Genomic DNA, 19,708 nt, shown 5'->3' on the forward strand with positions numbered 1-19,708 from the left:
TTTCATAAGGAAGGAAATCGATGGATACGCTCGACCACTCATTCCACAGGCTGCATCAGGACGGCCTGCTGATTCTCACCAACGTTGCCGATGCCACCGGGGCACGCATCGTTGAACAACTGGGCTGCAAAGCCGTAGCCACCAGCAGCGCGGCCGTCGCCTGGGCGCATGGTTACGCAGACGGCAACACCCTGCCGCTCGAACGCCTGGTATCGAGCGTCGAGGCCATTGCCCGCGTGATTTCGCTGCCGTTGACCGTGGACATCGAAGCCGGCTATTCCGATGACGTGGCGCGGGTCGCCGAAGTGGTTGAGGCGGTGCTCGCCGCTGGCGCTGTCGGGATCAACATCGAGGACGGTGCTGCGCCGCCCGAGCTGCTCGCGCGCAAGATCGCCATCGCCCGCCAGGTTGCGGAGCGTCGTCAGGTGAAACTGTTCATCAACGCCCGCACCGACGTGTACCTCAAGGCCTTGGTGCCGGCCGAAGACCGCGTCGCGGAAACACTCAAACGCGCCGCGCTGTATCAAGCGGCCGGGGCGGACGGACTGTTCGCGGCAGGCGTTTCGGCGGAGTACGAGATTGCCGCGCTGTGCCGTGGCACCACGCTGCCGGTGAACGTACTCGCGTTGCCGGGGTTACCCGCCCCTGAGACGTTGAAAGCGCTGGGTGTACGGCGTTTGAGCGCGGGCTCCGCAATCGCCGAGTTTCTGTACGGCGCCATGGCAGGCCTGGCCAAGGGGTTTCTGGAGACCGGAAAACTCGACAGCAGCCAGCTCAAGGCCTACACGTACGGGGAAGTGAACGCCCTGCTGAAATCCGTCGGAAACACTTGATCCTCATGCCTGATCCCTATCAGCCCGCGACCCGTTTTCTGGCGTCCATTGACGACGATTGGGCGCGCCATATCGCGACCATCGGCCCTTGCCTGCATCAGCCTCATGCGGCTCGCGACCCGTATGAGTCGCTGGTGCGGGCTATTGCCTATCAGCAACTGCACGCCAGGGCCGGTGATGCGATTGTCGGGCGGCTGCTGGCGTTGTTTCCTTCGGCCTCGTTTCCGCGGCCCGAACAGATTCTGGCGAGCGGGTTTGATCAATTGCGCAGTTGCGGCTTTTCCGCCGGCAAAATCGCGACCATTCAGGGCATCGCTCAAGCGGCGCTGGACGGCGTGGTGCCGGACTATGCTACGGCGCTGGCCATGGACGATGAGGCGTTGATCGAGCAGTTGATTACCCTGCGCGGCGTTGGGCGCTGGACCGTGGAGATGCTGCTGATCTACAGCCTGGAGCGCCCGGACATCCTGCCGGCGGATGACTTTGGGGTGCGTGAGGGCTATCGGCGGTTGAAGGGCCTGGAGGTGCAGCCGACGCGCAAACAGATGGTCGAGATCGGCCTGGAGTGGAGCCCTTATCGGACGGTAGCTTCCTGGTATTTGTGGCGGGTGCCCAACAGGTAGACCGCGTTATCGTTCTTCGCGAGCGAGCCCGCTCCCACATTTAACCGAGGTCTCCCATGAGAATGCGGTCGAATGTGGGAGCGGGCTTGCTCGCGAAGGCGGTGTCACATTCAACACATCATCCAACGCCAGTCACAACCCGGATTTCAACCGACTGAACGCCCGAATCAACGCCCGGTTGAACGCCTTGCCATTGTCATTCTTGCTATACAACGAAGCCCGCACCTGCGCCGACGGATACGTCCCCGGATCATTACGAATCGCCGGGGCGATCAAGTCATCCGCTGCCGTGATCGCATTGGCGTAGTGAATGGTGTCGGTGATTGGCGCAATCACTTGCGGCGTCATGAGGTAATCCATCAACGCCAGCCCGGCCTCGGGATGCGGCGCATCCTTGGGAATGACCATGGCGTCGAACCAGATCAACGTGCCCTCCTTCGGTATCCGGTAGGTCAACGTGAGCGGTTTTTTCGCGGCTTCTGCCTGGCCCGCCGCAATGGCCACGTTGCCATTCCACGACATCGCCACGCAGGTGTTGCCATTGGCCAGGTCGCTGATGTTCAGGTCATTGTCGAAGTAACGGATGTACGGCCGGATCTTCGCCAGTTGCTGCTCGGCCAGCTTCAGGTCATCGAGGTTCTGGCGGTTGATGTCCAGCCCCATGTACTTCATCACCGCGGCGAACACCTCGTTGGGATCGTTGAGCAAACTCACGCCGCAATCGGCAAATTTCGAGACCACCGCCGGATCGAACAGCATCGACCAACTGTCCGTTGGCGCCTCCGGCAGGCGCTTTTTGACGGCCTCTTCCTGATAACCCACACCGGTCGTGCCCCAGGCATAAATCCCGGCGTAACGATTGCCCGGATCGAACACCGCCATGTGCTGGCGGAACTCATCACCGACGCCGGCAAAGTGCGGCAACCGTTGCAGATTCAAGGTTTGAATGGCACCGCTCTGGATCGCCCTGGACAAATGCTGCCCCGCCGTCAGCACCAGGTCATAACCACTACGACCGGTGAGCAGTTTGGTCTCGACGGTTTCCAGGGAATCAAAATGATCGGCGATCACATGGATGCCGGTCTTTTTCTCGAAATTGGTCAGGGTATCCGGGGCCAGGTATTCGCCCCAGATGTACAGGTTCACCACCGGTCTGGCGCTGTCGGCGGCCTGCACACACAAGGGTGCAAGCACCAGCAATAACGCTTGAGTCAGTTTGTGCAGGCCCATGATTACACTCCTTTACCAGCGTATTGAGGCATGGTGATGCACGCGACGTTACCGCCGCCGAGCAGGATTTCCCTGGAGTTTTCGATGCCGACGATCTTGTGCTGCGGGAACAGCTCAGCCAGTGTCGCCAGTGCCACCTGATCGTTACGATCACCAAACAACGGCACCACGATCGAGGTGTTGCCGGCGTAGTAGTTGATATACGACGCGCAGATTTTGGTGCCGGCCTGACGGGTGTGGGTGCTGTCTTGCTGGTCCAGACCTTCGGCTTCTTCTGCAGTCCATTCCAGCACGTCGGGTTGTGGCAGTTTGTGCACGATCAACTCGCGGCCACGGCTGTCACGGGTGCTGCGCAGGACGTCGTAGGCTTCCTGATAGATTTCCCATTGCGGGTCATCGCGGTTGTCGGTCCATTGCAGCACCACTTCACCGGGACGCACGAAGCACGCGAGGTCGTCGACGTGACCGTCGGTTTCGTCGAACTTGCAACCGCGCGGCAGCCAGATGACTTGCTCGGCGCCGAGGTAGTCCGTCAGCCGCCGGGTGACTTCTTCCTTGCCCAGGTGCTGGTTGCGATTGCGGTTGAGCAGGCATTGTTCGGTGGTGAGGATGCTGCCCTGGCCGTCGCTCTGGATGCCGCCGAGTTCGGCGATCAGCGGTGCGCGGTAACGGTCGAAACGTTCGATTTCGAGGATCTTGCTGGCGATCTGGTCGTCCTTGTCCCACGGGTAGTACAAGCCGCCATCGAGGCCGCCGTACGCGTTGAACTCGAAGTCGACGCCGCGTACTTCGCCGCTGGCGTCATTCACCACAAAGCATGGACCGCTGTCCCGGAACCAGGTGTCGTTGCAGGTCATTTCCACCACGCGCACTTGCGGCGGCAACTGCCGGCGCGCCGTGGCGAATTGCGCGGCGGAGGCACACACGGTGACCGGTTCACTTTGAGAGATGGCGGTGACGATCTGCACCCAGACTTTCTGCGCCGGCTTGGCCCCGTTGCGCCAGACATCGGTGCGCTCCGGCCAGCCGAGCCAGCAACCGGCCTTGGTTTCGAATTCGCCGGGCAGGCGGAAGCCGTCTTGTTTTGGGGTGGTGTCGAGCGAACGTGCCATGGTCAAACCTCGTTGACGGGGATTGGAATGACCACAGGCTAAGGTCGTCGGCGCCCTCCTCACCAACGATGATTATTTCGGAATAGTTGAATTCAACTCATCAATCGATCAGCTGATCGTTGAACCATTCAAGCATCTGCGCCACAGCCGGACGCTCCAGGCGCACTCGTTCACACACCAGCGCGTATTGGCCCAGCGCAGTCATGCTTGAGGTAAACGGCCGGACCAGTCGACCGCTGAGCAAGTCTTCCTGCGCCGTGAGGTTATCGCCCATGGCCACGCCCTGCCCTTGGGCCGCGGCTTCCAGCGCGAGGCCGGCATGGGCGAAATACAACTGTCGTTCGGGGCGTAGATCGCCGGCATGACTGGTGAGCCAGGCGGTCCAGGTCTTGCCGTCCTGATCGTCGTGCAGCAGGCAGTGGCGCGCCAGGTCCTTCGGGGTTTTCAGGGCACCCTGGTTGAACAGGCCGGGGCTGCACACCGGGAAAAACTGCAATGCTGGCAACGGCCGAACGAAGTACGCGCTGCTGTCCACCGGGCCTGTGCCGTAGGTGATGGCCAGGTCGATGTCTTCCCCCGGCGCGGTGGCATCGATGGGCTGTTCGTAGAGGTGCAAGGTGATGTGCGGATAGCGCGCGTAGAAATCCGTGAGGCGACGCATCAACCACTTCTGCGCCAGCTCGGCCGTCACCGCCAGGCGCAACACCGCCAGCGACGACGGATCGCGCAGTTCATCGCAGGCTTCACCAATCAGTTCGAAGGCTTGCTGCAGGCTTTGCATCAGGCGCCCGGCGGCCATGGTCGGACGAATTTGCCGGCCTTCGCGGATGAACAGCGACACGCCCAGTTGCTCTTCGAGCTGACGGATCTGATGGCTGACGGCGCTGTCGGTGACGCACAACTCTGCGGCGGCCCGGCCGAAGTGGGCGTGGCGGGCGGCGCATTCGAAGGTTTTGAGGGCTGCAAGGGAAGGTAGTCGTCGCATGGGTCGGTTCCCGATTCGAGGTGCTCATGCTGACCGGGTGAACGGTGGGCGTCCAGAGGGACCGCGTTATCGTTCATCGCTAGCAGGCTAGCTCCCACATTGGATCTCCAGTGTTCAGGAGACCACTGTGGGAGCTAGCCTGCTAGCGATAAGGCCTGAATATTCACCACCAAGCCACCCGCCCATCACCCTTCTTTATCCACCATGACATCCCCCAAAACCCGGCGCATGTTGATGCCTCAACCGGAGGGATTCGCCATGCTTGATGCACTCAAAAAGATCAATTCAACGTCCGCCTTCAACCGCTGGGCCGGTTTCGAGGTCACTCGCACCGAGCCGGGCGAGGTGGAACTGACCCTGGCTTTTCGCGAGGCGGATATGGCGCAATACGCAGGTTTTCTGCATGCCGGCCTGATTGGCGCGCTGCTCGATACCGCCTGTGGGTTTGCGGCCGGAACGGTCGCTGGCAATGTCCTGGCATCGCATTTTTCGGTTAATTGCCTTGCACCCGCCGTTGGTGAAGTGTTCATTGCGCGCGGCCAGGTGGTGAAGTCTGGCAAGAAGCAGGTGTTTGCCCGTGCCGAGCTGTTCGCACAAACAGGGGATCAGTTGAAGCTGGTGGCAACCGGCGATGCGATCCTGGTGCCGATCCAGCAGTGAACCACCGGTTTTCGGGGCGGTCAGGGAAGTAACAGCCAATCATTTGGAGGTTCTGCCATGCGACTCGAAGGCTCCTGCCACTGCGGTGCCGTGTCGTTCAGTCTGACCAGCGCCCACCCCTACCCTTACCAACGTTGCTATTGCTCGATCTGCCGCAAGACCCAGGGCGGTGGCGGTTACTCGGTCAACATCGCGGGCGATGCCGCCAGCCTCAAGGTGCGCGGACGCAAATCCATCGCGATCTATCACGCACGACTCAAGGACGAAGGCGATAAACGCGCCCACCGCAGCACGGCAGAGCGGCACTTCTGCTCGGTGTGTGGCTCGGGCTTGTGGCTGTTCAGCCCTGAATGGCCGGAACTGATTCACCCGTTCGCCTCGGCCATTGATACGGCGTTGCCGGTGCCACCCGAGTACACGCACGTGATGCTCAATTCGAAAGCGCCGTGGGTGGAGGTTGCGGCGCATGTCGGTGATCGGCAGTGCGAGATCTGGCCCGAGGAGTCCATCGCACAGTGGCACGAGCGACTGGGTCTGGCTCGCTAATCAAAACCTGGATTTTTTTCACACGGCAGTTCCCCTTTGCGTTTTTCGTTCGGTTAACCCTCAGAAGCCTTTCACTTACCGATCGATTCGATACAAAGGGATCTCCATGTCGCACCCAATTGCTGCGCGTTTTCGTTTTGCCCTGTGCCCCTTGGCACTGGCCCTTCCGGCCGCTCTGCTGAGCCTTGCCTCCACCGCCCATGCCGCCGAAACGGCCACCGGCAAAACGGCAGCCAAGGACGATGGCGTGCTGCAACTGGGTGCGACGAACATCAATGGTGTCGCCTTGGGCGCGACCACCGAGGACACCCATTCCTACACCACCGGCTCAACGTCTTCGGCCACCGGCCTGCCGTTGTCGCTGCGTGAAACACCGCAATCGGTCACGGTGATCACCCGCCAGCAAATGGACGATCGCGGTGTGCAAAGCATCAGCGATGCGTTGCGTAACACCCCCGGTGTTTCGACGCAGAAATACGACAGCGACCGTACCGAGTTTTCCGCCCGCGGCTTTGCCATCACCAACTTCCAGTACGACGGGGTCAACCAACCGTACGACGGTGTTTATGGGGAAAACCCGAACAACAGCGACGACTCCGCCAGCCTCGACCGCATCGAGGTCGTCAAGGGCGCGACCGGCCTGATGACCGGTGCTGGCGACCCGTCCGCCACCGTCAACCTGATCCGCAAGAAGCCGACCAAAGAGTTCAAGGCCTCGATCAGCGGCACCGTCGGTTCCTGGGACAATTACCGCACCTCCGGCGATATTTCCGGTTCGCTGACTGACTCGGGCAACGTGCGCGGGCGCTTTGTCGGCGTGTACCAGGACAAGGATTCCTACATTGACCACTACAGCCAAAAGAAAGACCTGTACTACGGCATCCTCGAAGCCGACCTGACCGACGATACCCTGTTGACATTCGGCATCGACAAGTCCAGCGCCACACCTCGCGGCAGTTCCTGGACCGGCAACCCGACGTATTTCTCCGACGGCGGCCGTACCGACTTCTCCCGCAGCTTCAACCCGGCGGCCGACTGGAGCCGCCGCGATTTCGACGAAACCACCTACTTTGCCTCGCTGGAACAAGCGCTGGCCAACGACTGGAAATTCAAGGCCAGCCTCAGCGAGAAAACCACCGATCACGACACCCAACTGGCCTCGGCCAGCGGCGGCAACCCGAACCGCGATACCGGTGACGGCATGTTCCTCTTCTGGGGTCGCTGGGAAGGTCATCGCGTGCAGGATACCGCCGACGTGAACGTCTCCGGCCCCTTCTCACTGGGCGGTCGCGAGCATGACCTGGTGGCCGGCGTCATGACGTCCCACTCCCGCCAGACCGGTTCCACCTACGACACCAGCGCCTTCGAAATGGTCCCGGGGAGCATCTACGACTGGGACGGCCATCTGCCGAAACAGGAGTTCCCGGCCAACGGCAAATACGAACGCACCCAGAGCCAGAACGGTGTGTACCTCGCCACTCGCCTGCGCCCGACCGATGATCTGTCGGTCATCCTCGGCAGCCGCCTGAGCACCTTCAAGTACAACGAAGATTACCGCTACAACGTGGATTCACCGCTGGACGACAGCCACGCGAGCTACAAGGAACACGGCGTCGTCACGCCTTACGCCGGCGTGGTCTATGACCTGAACGACGTTTACTCGGTATACGCCAGCTACACCTCGATCTATCAGCCACAGACCAACAAGGATGCCAGTGGCATGACCCTGGCACCGGTTGAAGGCGTCAGCTACGAAACCGGTCTGAAAGCCGCTTACCTCGATGGCCGGCTGAATGCCAGCCTGGCGTTGTTCCGCATCGAGCAGGACGGCGTCGCCGAGCAAACCGGCACCAACGCAATCACCAACGAAGGCATCTACAAAGCCGTCGACGGCACCACCACAAAAGGTGTGGAACTGGAACTGGCCGGCGAACTGACCGATGGCTGGAACCTGATGGCCGGTTACACCTACGCACGCACCCGTGATAAAGACGAGCAGCGCATCTTCGGTTACCCGTTGTCCACCAGCAAACCCGAGCACGTTGTGCGCACGTTCACTACCTATCGCCTGCCTGGCGCCCTGGACAAAGTGACCGTTGGCGGCGGCATCAGCTGGCAGAGCGCTTTCTACGGCAAAATCTACAGCGCTCCCGCTGGCGACTACACCCGGATCAAACAGGGCGGCTACACCCTCGTGGACCTGATGACCCGTTACCAGTACAACGAGCACCTGAGCTTCACCGCCAACGCCAACAACATCTTCGACAAGAAGTACCTGACCGGCCTGGGCAACTTCGACACCACGTTCTACGGCGAGCCGCGCAACCTGATGCTGACCACCAAGTGGGACTTCTAAGCTGATTCTGTGGCGAGGGATTTACGCCCTCGCCACAGGCGACTCACCGCTCGCCAACCCCGTTCACAGTCTTTGACAGTTTTGCGACAAAGCTGCCAAAGATTGCCGGGCGGCACCCGCCTAGCATGGGCGCATCCACTATCACCCAGGGTGCTCCCATGTTTCGTTCGCTGTATTTGCCGTTGACCTCTTTTTGCCTGCTTCTCCCCTCCACCTCCTTGTATGCCGAAGACTGGCACTACACCCTGCGCGCTGGCGCTGCCAGTGCGCCGCGTTACAGCGGCAGTGATGAACGCGTAGTCGCGCCGTTACTGGGCGGCGAAATCGTCAGCCCTTATGGTTTCTTTCTCGACACGCAAAAGGGTCTTGGCTGGGCGTTTGATGAAGACGACTTCGGCCTCAGCGTCTACGTCGGCGCAAGTGATGTGCGCAAGGACCGTAAAAGCGGTTTCAAGGGCTCGGATGAGCTCAACGGTATGGGCTCGATCAAGTCGCGTCCCTTGCTGGGGCTGGACGGGACCTATCACATGGGGCCGATCATTCTCGGCGCCAGTTATGAACATGCGCTTGAAGAAGACGAGGACGAACACGACACCGGCTCAGCCTGGAATCGATTGAAACTGAGCATCAGCGCGCCGTTTTATGAAGGTGACTATGGCAAGGTCGTCGGCAGCCTGAACAGTCAGTTCGGCGACAGCAATTACATGCGCACCTGGTATGGCGTGAGCAGCGCTCAGGCGTCGCGCAGCAAGTTCAAGGCGTATGACACCAAAGGTGGCCTGGTGAGTCGGGGGGCGGATCTGACCTGGTCGCTGCCGATCAACGATGAATGGAGTTTTACCACGGTGCTGGCGGTGCAGTACCTGGGTGGTAAAGCGGCGGACAGTCCGATTGTTGAGCGTCGGATGCAGACTTCGGTGGCTGGGCAGGTCGTTTACAGCTTTTGATTTGAGGTGATGCGAATTACGCCATCGCGGGCAAGTCGGATCGCCGCACCGCTCGCTCCTACAGTTTGTACGCGTACCGTGTAGGAGCGAGGCTTGCCCGCGAAGGGGTCGTCGGCAACACACAACTAATCCTGATGCACCCAGGTCATGCGAAACGACGCCCCGCCCCACGGCGAATCCGCCACTTGCACTTGCCCGCCATGAGACTGCGACACCCGCCGCACCAAGGCCAGGCCCAGGCCGAAGCCACCCGTGCGGCGATCCCGACTGGCGTCCAGGCGCGAGAACGGTTCGAAGATTTTCTCCCGCCCGTCCACCGGCACGCCCGGCCCGTCGTCATTGACCTGAACTTCGTAATGATCACCGGTGCGCACCAACGACACCTCCACTCGCTCTTCGGCGTAGCGAATGGCATTGCGCAGCAGGTTGATCACCGCGCGCGCCATGAAGCGCGGCTCGATGCGCACCTCATCGACCCGGCACTCGACAATCAGTAGTTGCACCCCGGCCGCCTCGGCTTCCAGCGCCACGCTGCCGACCACGCTGTCGAGCCAACTGTTGGCCTGAATATTCTCCCGGGTAATGACCGTAGCGCCGCGCTCAAGGCTGGCGTAGGTCAGCAGCTCCGAGACCATTTCTTCCAGCTCGCCGAGGTCGGCGTACATGTCGGCAATCAGTTCGCGACGCTGGCTCGGATCGGATTGTTGCTTGAGCTGATCGAGTTCAAACGACAGCCGGGCAATCGGCGTGCGCAATTCATGGGACACCGCGTTGGTCAGCTCACGCTGATTGGCGATCAGGCCTTCGATGCGCGCAGCCATCAGGTTGAAATGCTCGGACAAGTCGCGAATGTTCGAGCGCTTGGACAGCTGGATTCGCGCCGACAGGTTGTTGTCGCCAAAGCGTTCGGCGGCGAGGCGCAGTTTCTCCAGATCTCGCCAGTGTGGGCGCACCCAGAATAACAACACGAAACCGATCATCACCGCGATCATGAAATAGGCCGCTGCAATGTAGAACGGCATCAGGCTCGGCTCAGCCGGCAGCTTGATGCTGAGCAACTGCGAACCGTCGTCAATGCGCGAGATGAACTGCGTGTACTTGTCACGCAGCACCAGCAGGCCTTGGGCCAACTCGGCTTTTTCCTGATCGGTCAGGGCCAGTTGATCCGTTTCGACCAGGCTCAGGCCCAAACCGTAGTGAGGGCGCACGGTTTCCAATTGGCGTTCCCGCGCCGGACCGTCCAGGCCGCGCAACTGCTCCACCAGCGACCAGGCCTGACCTCGCACCGCCTCGCGGTTGTAGCTCTGCATTTGACCGGCGAGCAGCGCATCGAACGTGCGCTCGACGGTTTGCAACCCCAGTACCAGGCCAACCGTCATCATCACAAACAGACCGAGAAATAACCGCAGCATTTACAGCTCCCACGCGAACGGATTGAACAGGTAACCCTTGCCCCAGATGGTCTTGATGCACACCGGTTCACGCGGGTTGTCCTTGAGCTTGCCGCGCAACTTGCTGATGTAGACGTCGACGCTGCGGTTGAGGCCGTCGAAGGCGATCCCGCGCATGCGGTTGAGGATGTCGTCGCGGGACAAAATCTTGCCCGCCGCACTGGCCAGCAACCACAGCAATTCAAACTCCATGGTGGTCAGCTCGATGCCCTCACCCGCCAGGCGCACTTCGCGACAGCTGCGATCGATGCTCAGATGGCCGAATTCCAGCGAGCTGCAGACTGTGCTGTCCGGCGTTTGCCGGCGTTGCAACGCACGCAGACGGGCCAGCAGTACCGGCGGCTTGATCGGCTTGATCACGTAGTCGTCGGCGCCGGATTCCAGGCCGAGGATGTGATCGAGGTCGTCTTCCTTGGCGGTGAGGATGACGATCGGCGTATCGGACACGCTGCGAATTTCGCGACACACGTGCAGGCCACTCTGGCCCGGCAGCATCAGGTCGAGTACAACGATTTTCGGTTTGAAGTCGAGGAACGCGGCCAACGCGAGGTCGCCGCGATGCACCTGTAACACTTCAAAGCCATGTTGGGACAGGAAGTGCGCGATCAGCCCGGCAAGCCTTTCGTCGTCTTCCACCAGCAGAACTTTGCCAAAACCCAGGTTATCCATAACGAACGCGTGCCAACTCTTGTGTGAAGTGGGCGGCATTATGGCGTCAATCAGCGTCGGGGCGGCGATTGCAGGCAGCAAAAACCGGCCTCTGGGGCCGGTTTTCAGTGATCTTTCATACTCTTAAGAGTTTTTAACAATTGCGCTGCAAAAGATCGCAACTAACGGTAGGAGCACGGCTTGCCGGCGAAGGCGATCTCAAGGACGCCTTCGCCGGCAAGCCGTGCTCCTACGGGTCATGCGGCGGCTGGGACACCGCTGTGGAAGCGGAATTCCACGTCCGGCGATTCGATCAGTTCCTGCTCGGCAGCGCGGACCCGCTCGATCACCTGAGCGATGTCCTTGGCGTCACCGTACTGGTACGCCAGTTTCAGGTAACCCTGGAAGTGCCGCGCCTCGCTTTTCAGCAGACCGAAGTAGAACTTGCCCAGTTCCTCGTCCAGGTGCGGCACCAACGCCTCGAACCGCTCGCAGCTGCGGGCTTCGATAAACGCACCGACTACCAGGGTATCGACCAGCTTTACCGGTTCATGGCTGCGCACTACTTTGCGCAGACCCGAGGCGTAACGCCCGGCGGACAGCTGGCGCAGCTCGATCTTGCGCTTCTTCATCAGGCGCATGACTTGTTCGTGGTGCACCAGCTCTTCCCGGGCGAGCCGCGACATCAGGTTGATCAGATCGACATGGGAGTGATACTTGGCGATCAGGCTCAATGCCGTGCTGGCCGCCTTGAATTCGCAGTTCTTGTGGTCGATCAGCAAGGTTTCCTGATCGGCCAGCGCGGCCTGGACCCAGCCGTCAGGGGTGCGGCAACCGAGGAACTCGTGAATTTCGGGAAGGATCATGGGGCTCACGGACAAAAGGTTCAAAACGAAGGGCGCCGATTATACCGGCCCGCCGCCAGACCACCAGCCACGACCGTTGATATGTATCAAGTCCCGGATGCGCGACCAGCAACTATAGTTGTGCAACGCCATGCTTTTTTTCCCTCTGGAGATCCCGATCATGCAAGCCATTCGCAGCATTCTGGTGGTCATCGAACCCGAACACTCGGAAAGCCTGGCACTTAAACGGGCCAAGCTGATTGCCGGGGTAACCCAGGCTCACCTGCATCTGCTGGTGTGCGACCGCAAGCATGACCATAGCGGCATGCTTGGCGTGCTCAAGGCAGCGCTGCTCGCGGATGGCTACAGCGTGACCACCGAGCAGGCGTGGAACGAAAGCCTGCACGAAACCATCGTCGATGTGCAGCAAGCCGAAGGTTGCGGGCTGGTGATCAAGCAGCATTACCCCGACAGCTCATTGAAAAAAGCCCTGCTGACCCCGGCGGACTGGAAACTGCTGCGCTCCTGCCCGACACCGGTGCTGTTGGTGAAAACCTCGAAACCCTGGGCAGGCGGCGTGGTCCTGGCGGCGATTGATGTCGGCAATACCGATGACGAACACCGCCACCTGCACAACATCATCATCGATCACGGTTATGACATCGCCAGTCTGGCCAAGGCTCATCTGCATGTGGTCAGCGCTCATCCTTCACCAATGCTGTCGGCGGCGGACCCTACGTTGCAGCTCAGCGAAACCATCGAGGCGCGTTACCGCGAACAGTGCATTGCGTTTCAAGCCGAGTTCGACATCGACAATGAGCACCTTCATATCGCGGAAGGTCCGGCGGATGTGTTGATTCCATACATGGCCCACACGCTGGGCGCATCGGTGACTGTGATTGGCACGGTGGCGCGGTCCGGGATATCCGGCGCGTTGATCGGCAATACGGCGGAGGTGGTGCTGGATGCGGTGGAGAGCGATGTGCTGGTGTTGAAGCCGCAGGAGATTGAGGATCATCTGGAAGAGATGGTGTCTCATCATTGAGATATGTGGTGCCCATCCGGGCGCCTTCGCGGGCAAGCCTCGCTCCTACAGGGTTACGTGTTCACCTGTAGGAGCGAGGCTTGCCCGCGAAGCTTTTAAAGGTTAACCGCCGAACGCATCCTTGAGGAACCCGGGCGCGATGTAACGCTGGTAATGCGCCTCGGAGAGCAAAAAGAATTCCCGATCAATCGCATCCCGCAGCTCCGGCAGGTTCCAGTCGCGAAACTCCGGCATCAACACCATCCCGTAGGCTTCCAGATTGTTGATCACCCGCGCGCCTCGGGCGATCAACTGATAGGCCCAGCAATATTCCGACTGATGCGGCACGAAGCGAATCTTGCGCTGTTCCAGTTGCAGACGCAGGCGCTGGGGATCGAAAACCTCCAGTTTGCTGGCCATCACCTGGGACAACAGTTGCTCCAGCCGCAGCCATACCGCGCGTTTTTCCTCCTCGTTGTAACCGTTCCAGTTGATCACTTCATGGTGGAAACGCTTGCAGCCACGGCAGACCAAGTCACCGTAAACAGTGGAGCAAAGGCCGACGCAGGGGGTCTTGATGGTCTGATTGGGCATAGGTCAACAAAGCACGGGAAAGCAGAACAGGCGGGCATGTTAGCCCTTTGTCTAACATTCATCACCCCTCAAAGTTGAGAGCCCAACTTACCTTTAAATTTTTTTTGCCGTAGAATCAGCCAGCCTTTTAAGGCGCCAATGTCCGTTAGAAGCTGTTTTCAAAGCGTCACGAGCACAGTCGTTCCTTCAGAGCGGTGTTGGCGAAGGGTTTTTCCAGCGGGGAAAAGCCCAACGCCAACCCTCATCAGCTCCCCGTTCTGCAGGCGTAAAACTTTGAAAGCAGCTTCTGTAAGGAATTGTCGGTAATTCTGGCTAAGTGGCCCACAACGCCACGCAGCGCATGAGTACGGCAATTTCGGGATGAGCGTCCCGGACACCCATTTGGGACCACTGATGAGGGTAATAACTGTGCTTGAAGCCTACCGCAAACATATCGAAGAGCGTGCAGCACTGGGTATCGTTCCCCAGCCGCTTAACGCCGAACAAACTGCAGGCCTGGTTGAGCTGCTGAAGAATCCCCCGGCTGGCGAAGAAGCTTTCCTCGTTGACCTGATCACCAATCGCATTCCGCCTGGCGTGGACGAAGCGGCCTATGTAAAGGCAGGTTTCCTGTCTGCCCTGGCCAAAGGCGAAGCCACTTCCCCTCTGATCGACAAGAAACGCGCTGTAGAACTGCTCGGCACCATGCAGGGCGGCTACAACATCGTGACCCTGGTTGACCTGCTCGACAACGCCGAACTGGCTGCTATCGCTGCCGCTCAGCTCAAGCACACCCTGCTGATGTTCGATGCGTTCCACGACGTCGCGGAAAAAGCCCGCAACGGCAACGAACACGCCAAAGGCGTGATCCAGTCCTGGGCTGACGGCGAGTGGTTCCGCAACCGCCCAGTCCTGGCCGACAAGATCAGCCTGCGCGTGTTCAAGGTCACCGGCGAAACCAACACTGACGACCTGTCCCCTGCTCCGGACGCCTGGTCCCGCCCGGACATCCCGCTGCACGCCCTCGCCATGCTGAAAATGGCCCGTGAAGGCATCGTGCCTGACGTCCAGGGTGTCACCGGCCCGATGAAGCAGATCGAAGAAATGCGCGGTCAAGGCTTCCCTATCGCCTACGTCGGTGACGTGGTCGGTACCGGTTCTTCGCGTAAATCCGCCACCAACTCGGTGCTGTGGTTCTTCGGCGACGACGTTCCTTACGTGCCGAACAAGCGTGCCGGCGGTTTCTGCTTCGGCAGCAAAATCGCTCCGATCTTCTACAACACCATGGAAGATGCCGGCGCACTGCCGATCGAATTCGACGTTACCAACATGAACATGGGCGACGTGATCGACCTGTACCCACATGCTGGCAAAGTCTGCAAACACGGCACCGACGAAGTCCTGACCACCTTCGAAATGAAGACTCCGGTCCTGTTGGACGAAGTTCGTGCCGGCGGCCGTATTCCGCTGATCATCGGTCGCGGTCTGACCGACAAGGCACGTGCCGAACTGGGCCTGGGCCCTACCGACCTGTTCAAACTGCCTGAAGCACCTGTCGACACCGGCAAGGGCTACACCCTGGCACAGAAAATGGTCGGCAAGGCGTGCGGTCTGCCAGAAGGCAAAGGCGTTCGTCCTGGCACCTACTGCGAACCGAAAATGACCACCGTCGGCTCTCAGGACACCACCGGTCCGATGACCCGTGACGAACTGAAAGACCTGGCGTGCCTGGGCTTCTCGACCGATCTGGTGATGCAGTCCTTCTGCCACACCGCGGCTTACCCTAAGCCGATCGACGTGACCACCCACCACACCCTGCCAGACTTCATCATGACCCGCGGCGGCGTTTCCCTGCGTCCGGGCGACGGCATCATCCACAGCTGGCTGAACCGCATGCTGCTGCCGGACACCGTCGGTACCGGTGGTGACTCGCACACCCGTTTCCCGATGGGCATTTCGTTCCCGGCCGGTTCCGGCCTGGTAGCGTTCGCCGCCGCCACTGGCGTTATGCCGCTGGACATGCCGGAATCGATCCTGGTGCGCTTCAAAGGCAAAATGCAACCGGGCGTCACCCTGCGTGACCTGGTTCACGCCATTCCTTACTTCGCGATTCAGGCTGGCCTGCTGACCGTCGAGAAGAAAGGCAAGAAGAACGCCTTCTCCGGCCGCATCCTGGAAATCGAAGGCCTGGACAACCTGAGCATCGAACAGGCTTTCGAACTGTCCGACGCCTCGGCTGAACGTTCGGCTGCCGGTTGCACCATCAAGCTGTCGAAAGAGTCGATCACCGAGTACCTGAACTCCAACATCACCCTGCTGCGCTGGATGATCGGCGAAGGCTACGGCGATGCACGTACCCTGGAACGTCGCGCTCAAGCGATGGAAGCCTGGGTTGCCAACCCGGAGTTGATGGTTGCCGATGCTGACGCCGAATACGCTGAAGTCATCGAAATCGACCTGGCCGACATCAAAGAGCCTGTGCTCTGCGCGCCGAACGATCCGGACGACGCCCGTCTGCTGTCCAGCGTTGCTGGCGAGAAGATCGACGAAGTGTTCATCGGTTCGTGCATGACCAACATCGGTCACTTCCGCGCTGCCGGTAAACTGCTGGATCAGGTCAAGGGTCAGCTGCCAACCCGTCTGTGGCTGTCGCCGCCGACCAAGATGGACGCTCACCAACTGACCGAAGAAGGCTACTACGGCATCTACGGCAAGGCTGGCGCACGCATGGAAATGCCAGGCTGCTCGCTGTGCATGGGTAACCAGGCACGTGTAGAGCCGAACTCCACCGTGGTGTCGACTTCGACCCGTAACTTCCCGAACCGTCTGGGTGACGGCGCGAACGTCTACCTGGCTTCGGCCGAGCTGGCGTCCGTTGCGTCCATCCTGGGTCGCCTGCCGACCGTCGAGGAGTACATGGAATACGCTGGCAAGATCGACAGCATGGCGGCCGATGTTTACCGCTACCTGTCCTTCGACCAGATCGCCGAGTTCCGTGAAGTTGCTGCGAACGCCAATATCCCGGTCGTTCAAGCCTAACGTTACAACGCTGTAAAAAACGCCGCCCATCGTGAGATGAGCGGCGTTTTTTTATGCCCGAAAGGTTTGCACCATCCCCATGTGGGAGCGGGCTTGCTCGCGAATGCGGTGTGTCATTAAACAATTTTGTCTGCTGACACACCGCATTCGCGAGCAAGCCCGCTCCCACAGGGGTTATGTGGTTGGCTTAAGGGCTTGCTGGACGGCAACATCGACACTCAAGCCGCTGAGAATCACCTGCTCCAGTTCTTGCGCCGGCAACTTCGACAGCGCCGCTTTTGCCTGATGCTTGAGCCGCGCCAGGATCAGCAGTTTGTCCTCGGCGCGCACCTGCAAAAAGAACGCTTCCAGCGCTTCGATGCTGGTGCCGTCCAGATCGGGCGACTCTTCGAGACTGAGGATAACCGTATGCACCGGTGGCTGTGCGTGCCGCGCCAGGCGCAATGCACCACCGAGAATGCGCTCCACATTGGCGAAAAACAGCGCCTCGCTGGGCCGCACGATCAGCACACCGGGGATTTCCTTCGCGTCGGGATGTCGTTGCAGGTCAATAAAATCGTGACCTCCGGCCATTTGCCCCAACACCTGGATATCCGCCGATGACATCTGCTTGAGCATCAGCACCACGCTGATTGCCACTGCCAGCAGCAAGCCGTCCAGCACGCCCAACACCAGCACCGCCGCCACCGCGCAAATCACCAGCAGGCGGTCGCGACGCCAGATGAAATACCGGCCCAACGGTTGCAGGCTCAAGCCACGGGCCAAGGCATGAATGACGATGGCAGCCAGCACCGGCTCGGGAGTCAGGGCGATCCACGGCAACACCGTCAGGACGATGAGCAGCACCACCCCGGCCGCCACAATCCCGGCCAGACGCGAACCGGCCCCCGCCGCTTCATTGGCCGATGTCGCTGAATAACCAGCGCCTGCGGGCATGCCATGAAACAGTCCCGATAAAAGATTGGCCGCACCGAGGGCCAGCAGATCGCGGTTGGAAGACACCCGGTCGCCGTGTTTGAGCGCAAACGAGCTGATCGAGCCGTAAGACTCGGCATACAGGATCATCACCATGGCGAACGCCAGTTCCCCCAGGCGCAACCAGTCAGTGAACGGCAACACCGGGAGCTGCGGCACTTCGAGACTCAGATCGATGACGCCGATCAACTTGACCCCGTAGGCCGGCAGGTCCAGCCATTGGCCCGCCGCGATGCCGAGCGTCACCACCAGCAAACCGCCAGGCAAACGCCTGACCCGTGCGCACAGCCACAACACCAGCAACGCCACCGCGCCGACCAATGCCCCGACTTTATTCCACTGCGGCCACTGCTCCAGCAGTTGCGGCAGGAAACGGATCAGGTTGCCGGTGCTCAAGTGGACGTCGACGATGCTCGCTACTTGCTTGAGGATGATGGTCACGGCCAGCCCCACTGCAAAGCCGCGCAGCACTGGTTTGGCGATGAATGAAGTGACGCTGCCGAGTTTGAATACCCCGGCCAACAGGAAGAAACCTCCGGTCATCAGCACCAGGCCGATCGCCAGACTCATGCGCAAGGCCGGATCGCCATTGGCCAGCGTGGCGGTGGCGGCAGCCAGAACGGCCGCTGACGACGAGGTCGCGGACACGATGGCAAACCGGCTGGTGCCGAACAGTCCGTAACACAGCAGCCCGGCAAACAAGGCAATCACCCCGGCCTGTGGCGGCAACGCGGCAATGCTGGAATAGGCGACCGCCTCGGGCAGCAACAAACCGGCAATCGACAGGCCGGCCAGTACGTCCAGCCAACGGTCGGGTGTATCGGCACGGGGTTGCGCCGATGCGCCGGGGGTACGAGCCATGTAGCGTCTCCAGAGACGGCGCTTTACGGCGCGCCGATGCAGCCGCAGCTTAGCTGTTTATCCTTGGGGACAGGTGTTCTGGATCAGGTGCCATGTCATAAAAACGCTGGCCGTGTGCATATCCGTTTTTTGGGTTTCGGCGGCTATTGGTTTCGCTTTTACAGCGAGTCACTTTCGAAAAGCGCGAAAGTAACCAAAGCGCTCTTGCCCCTTTCGTTCGGTGCCTCGCTGTGGCTCGGCATGCCCTCGCTCCGGTCCTGCTCCGTGGGCACGCCGCGATCGGCCATCCCTGGCCGTGCGCGGCTAACCCGGCATCCATGCCGGGTTGCCCACTGCGCAGAACCTCCACTCGGCCTCTCGAGGGGGCGACTACCGCCACAGCCGCCGAGGCGGCCTGAAAGCCGACCTGGCTCATTTTGTGTACGCGTTATCCTTCTCTGATGCGCTCACTCATTCCGGATATGTACACCGATCCCCTGTAGGAGCCCGCTTGCTGGCGATGGCGGTGGGTCAGTCGACGCATTTATTGATTGGACGGACGCTATCGCCAGCAAGCCGGCTCCTACACGGGGATTGGGTTCACACGACTAAAAATTGTAGGAGCCGGCTTGCTGGCGATGGGCGTCAACGATAACGCGTGCTGCCTGAATGAACGCGTTGTCCGGACGTTTTTCGCGGGCAAGCCTCGCTCCTACAGGGAATCGTGTTTGCTTTTGCTTTTCACCACTCATCAGGCCGAGCGTTAGCTCGCCTTCAGCTTTTGATCTGAGCGCCCCCTCGAGAGGCCGAGTGGAGGTTCTGCGCAGTGGGCAACCCGGCATGGATGCCGGGTTAGCCGCCCCCGGCCATGGATGGCCGATGGCGGCGGGCCCACGGAGCAGGACCGGAGCGAGGGCATGCCGAGCATTAGCGAGGCACCGAACGAAAGGGGCAAGAGCCCTTGGTTACTTGGGGCTCTTCCAAGTGACTCGCCGTAAGGGCGAAACCATTAGCAGCCGTT

General features: G+C 60.5%; 16 protein-coding genes. 8 read left to right on the plus strand and 8 right to left on the minus strand.

Features of this window, described 5'->3' with window-relative positions:
- Positions 1-20: 20 nt before the first annotated feature.
- Positions 21-833, plus strand: coding sequence for an isocitrate lyase/PEP mutase family protein (locus ACM6IO_RS12090; protein ID WP_414911516.1), 813 nt, complete (start codon positions 21-23; stop codon positions 831-833).
- A 5-nt stretch (positions 834-838) separates the two neighbouring features.
- Positions 839-1,456, plus strand: a complete 618-nt coding sequence (locus ACM6IO_RS12095; protein ID WP_414911517.1) for a DNA-3-methyladenine glycosylase family protein — start codon at positions 839-841, stop codon at positions 1,454-1,456.
- 132 nt (positions 1,457-1,588) lie between these two features.
- On the opposite strand, the gene ACM6IO_RS12100 is transcribed toward ACM6IO_RS12095, so the two are convergent.
- The 3 genes from ACM6IO_RS12100 to ACM6IO_RS12110 all read right to left on the minus strand — a co-directional run bounded on the left by ACM6IO_RS12100 (position 1,589) and on the right by ACM6IO_RS12110 (position 4,783).
- Entirely contained in the window at positions 1,589-2,686 is a 1,098-nt protein-coding gene (locus ACM6IO_RS12100) for an extracellular solute-binding protein (RefSeq protein WP_414911518.1), read from the minus strand.
- A gap of 2 nt (positions 2,687-2,688) precedes the next feature.
- Complete coding sequence (gene aguA, locus ACM6IO_RS12105; protein ID WP_008038209.1) at positions 2,689-3,798, minus strand: agmatine deiminase; 1,110 nt, start codon at positions 3,796-3,798, stop codon at positions 2,689-2,691.
- Positions 3,799-3,898: 100 nt separating this feature from the next.
- Positions 3,899-4,783, minus strand: a complete 885-nt coding sequence (locus ACM6IO_RS12110; protein ID WP_008038204.1) for a LysR substrate-binding domain-containing protein — start codon at positions 4,781-4,783, stop codon at positions 3,899-3,901.
- A 258-nt stretch (positions 4,784-5,041) separates the two neighbouring features.
- Between ACM6IO_RS12110 and ACM6IO_RS12115 the strand changes: the two genes are divergently transcribed.
- The 4 genes from ACM6IO_RS12115 to ACM6IO_RS12130 all read left to right on the plus strand — a co-directional run bounded on the left by ACM6IO_RS12115 (position 5,042) and on the right by ACM6IO_RS12130 (position 9,292).
- On the plus strand, positions 5,042-5,443 hold the full coding sequence (locus ACM6IO_RS12115; protein WP_008028682.1) for a PaaI family thioesterase: 402 nt from the start codon (positions 5,042-5,044) through the stop codon (positions 5,441-5,443).
- A 57-nt stretch (positions 5,444-5,500) separates the two neighbouring features.
- Positions 5,501-5,989, plus strand: coding sequence for a GFA family protein (locus tag ACM6IO_RS12120; RefSeq protein ID WP_192227387.1), 489 nt, complete (start codon positions 5,501-5,503; stop codon positions 5,987-5,989).
- A gap of 106 nt (positions 5,990-6,095) precedes the next feature.
- The gene (locus ACM6IO_RS12125) at positions 6,096-8,345 is read left to right on the plus strand and encodes a TonB-dependent siderophore receptor (RefSeq protein ID WP_414911519.1); all 2,250 of its coding nucleotides are present in this window, start codon (positions 6,096-6,098) and stop codon (positions 8,343-8,345) included.
- A gap of 158 nt (positions 8,346-8,503) precedes the next feature.
- Positions 8,504-9,292 (plus strand): MipA/OmpV family protein, encoded by a 789-nt coding sequence (locus ACM6IO_RS12130; RefSeq protein WP_414911520.1) that lies wholly within the window; start codon positions 8,504-8,506, stop codon positions 9,290-9,292.
- A gap of 125 nt (positions 9,293-9,417) precedes the next feature.
- Here the strand turns inward: ACM6IO_RS12130 and ACM6IO_RS12135 are convergent, their stop codons facing one another.
- From ACM6IO_RS12135 to ACM6IO_RS12145, 3 genes are all read right to left on the minus strand, one after another.
- Positions 9,418-10,704 carry an ATP-binding protein gene (locus tag ACM6IO_RS12135; RefSeq protein ID WP_414911521.1) on the minus strand — a complete coding sequence of 429 codons (1,287 nt, stop codon included), beginning with the start codon at positions 10,702-10,704 and terminating at the stop codon, positions 9,418-9,420.
- Positions 10,705-11,412, minus strand: a complete 708-nt coding sequence (locus ACM6IO_RS12140) for a winged helix-turn-helix domain-containing protein (protein ID WP_032828732.1) — start codon at positions 11,410-11,412, stop codon at positions 10,705-10,707. It abuts the gene before it with no gap.
- Positions 11,413-11,648: 236 nt separating this feature from the next.
- Complete coding sequence (locus tag ACM6IO_RS12145; RefSeq protein WP_008028695.1) at positions 11,649-12,257, minus strand: tRNA-(ms[2]io[6]A)-hydroxylase; 609 nt, start codon at positions 12,255-12,257, stop codon at positions 11,649-11,651.
- A 160-nt stretch (positions 12,258-12,417) separates the two neighbouring features.
- Between ACM6IO_RS12145 and ACM6IO_RS12150 the strand changes: the two genes are divergently transcribed.
- Entirely contained in the window at positions 12,418-13,281 is an 864-nt protein-coding gene (locus ACM6IO_RS12150) for a universal stress protein (RefSeq protein WP_192416534.1), read from the plus strand.
- Positions 13,282-13,383: 102 nt separating this feature from the next.
- Here ACM6IO_RS12150 and ACM6IO_RS12155 read toward each other — a convergent pair whose 3' ends face one another.
- Positions 13,384-13,854: a DUF1289 domain-containing protein gene (locus ACM6IO_RS12155; RefSeq protein WP_008028699.1), complete on the minus strand. Its 471-nt coding sequence runs from the start codon at positions 13,852-13,854 to the stop codon at positions 13,384-13,386.
- Positions 13,855-14,262: 408 nt separating this feature from the next.
- Between ACM6IO_RS12155 and acnB the strand changes: the two genes are divergently transcribed.
- Complete coding sequence (gene acnB, locus ACM6IO_RS12160; protein ID WP_414911531.1) at positions 14,263-16,872, plus strand: bifunctional aconitate hydratase 2/2-methylisocitrate dehydratase; 2,610 nt, start codon at positions 14,263-14,265, stop codon at positions 16,870-16,872.
- A 174-nt stretch (positions 16,873-17,046) separates the two neighbouring features.
- On the opposite strand, the gene ACM6IO_RS12165 is transcribed toward acnB, so the two are convergent.
- Positions 17,047-18,708 (minus strand): SulP family inorganic anion transporter, encoded by a 1,662-nt coding sequence (locus ACM6IO_RS12165; protein ID WP_414911522.1) that lies wholly within the window; start codon positions 18,706-18,708, stop codon positions 17,047-17,049.
- Positions 18,709-19,708 lie beyond the last annotated feature (1,000 nt).

Origin of the sequence: Pseudomonas sp. IT-P44 (genome assembly GCF_949768225.1) — a bacterium.
Taxonomy (GTDB): Bacteria; Pseudomonadota; Gammaproteobacteria; order Pseudomonadales; family Pseudomonadaceae; genus Aquipseudomonas; species Aquipseudomonas migulae.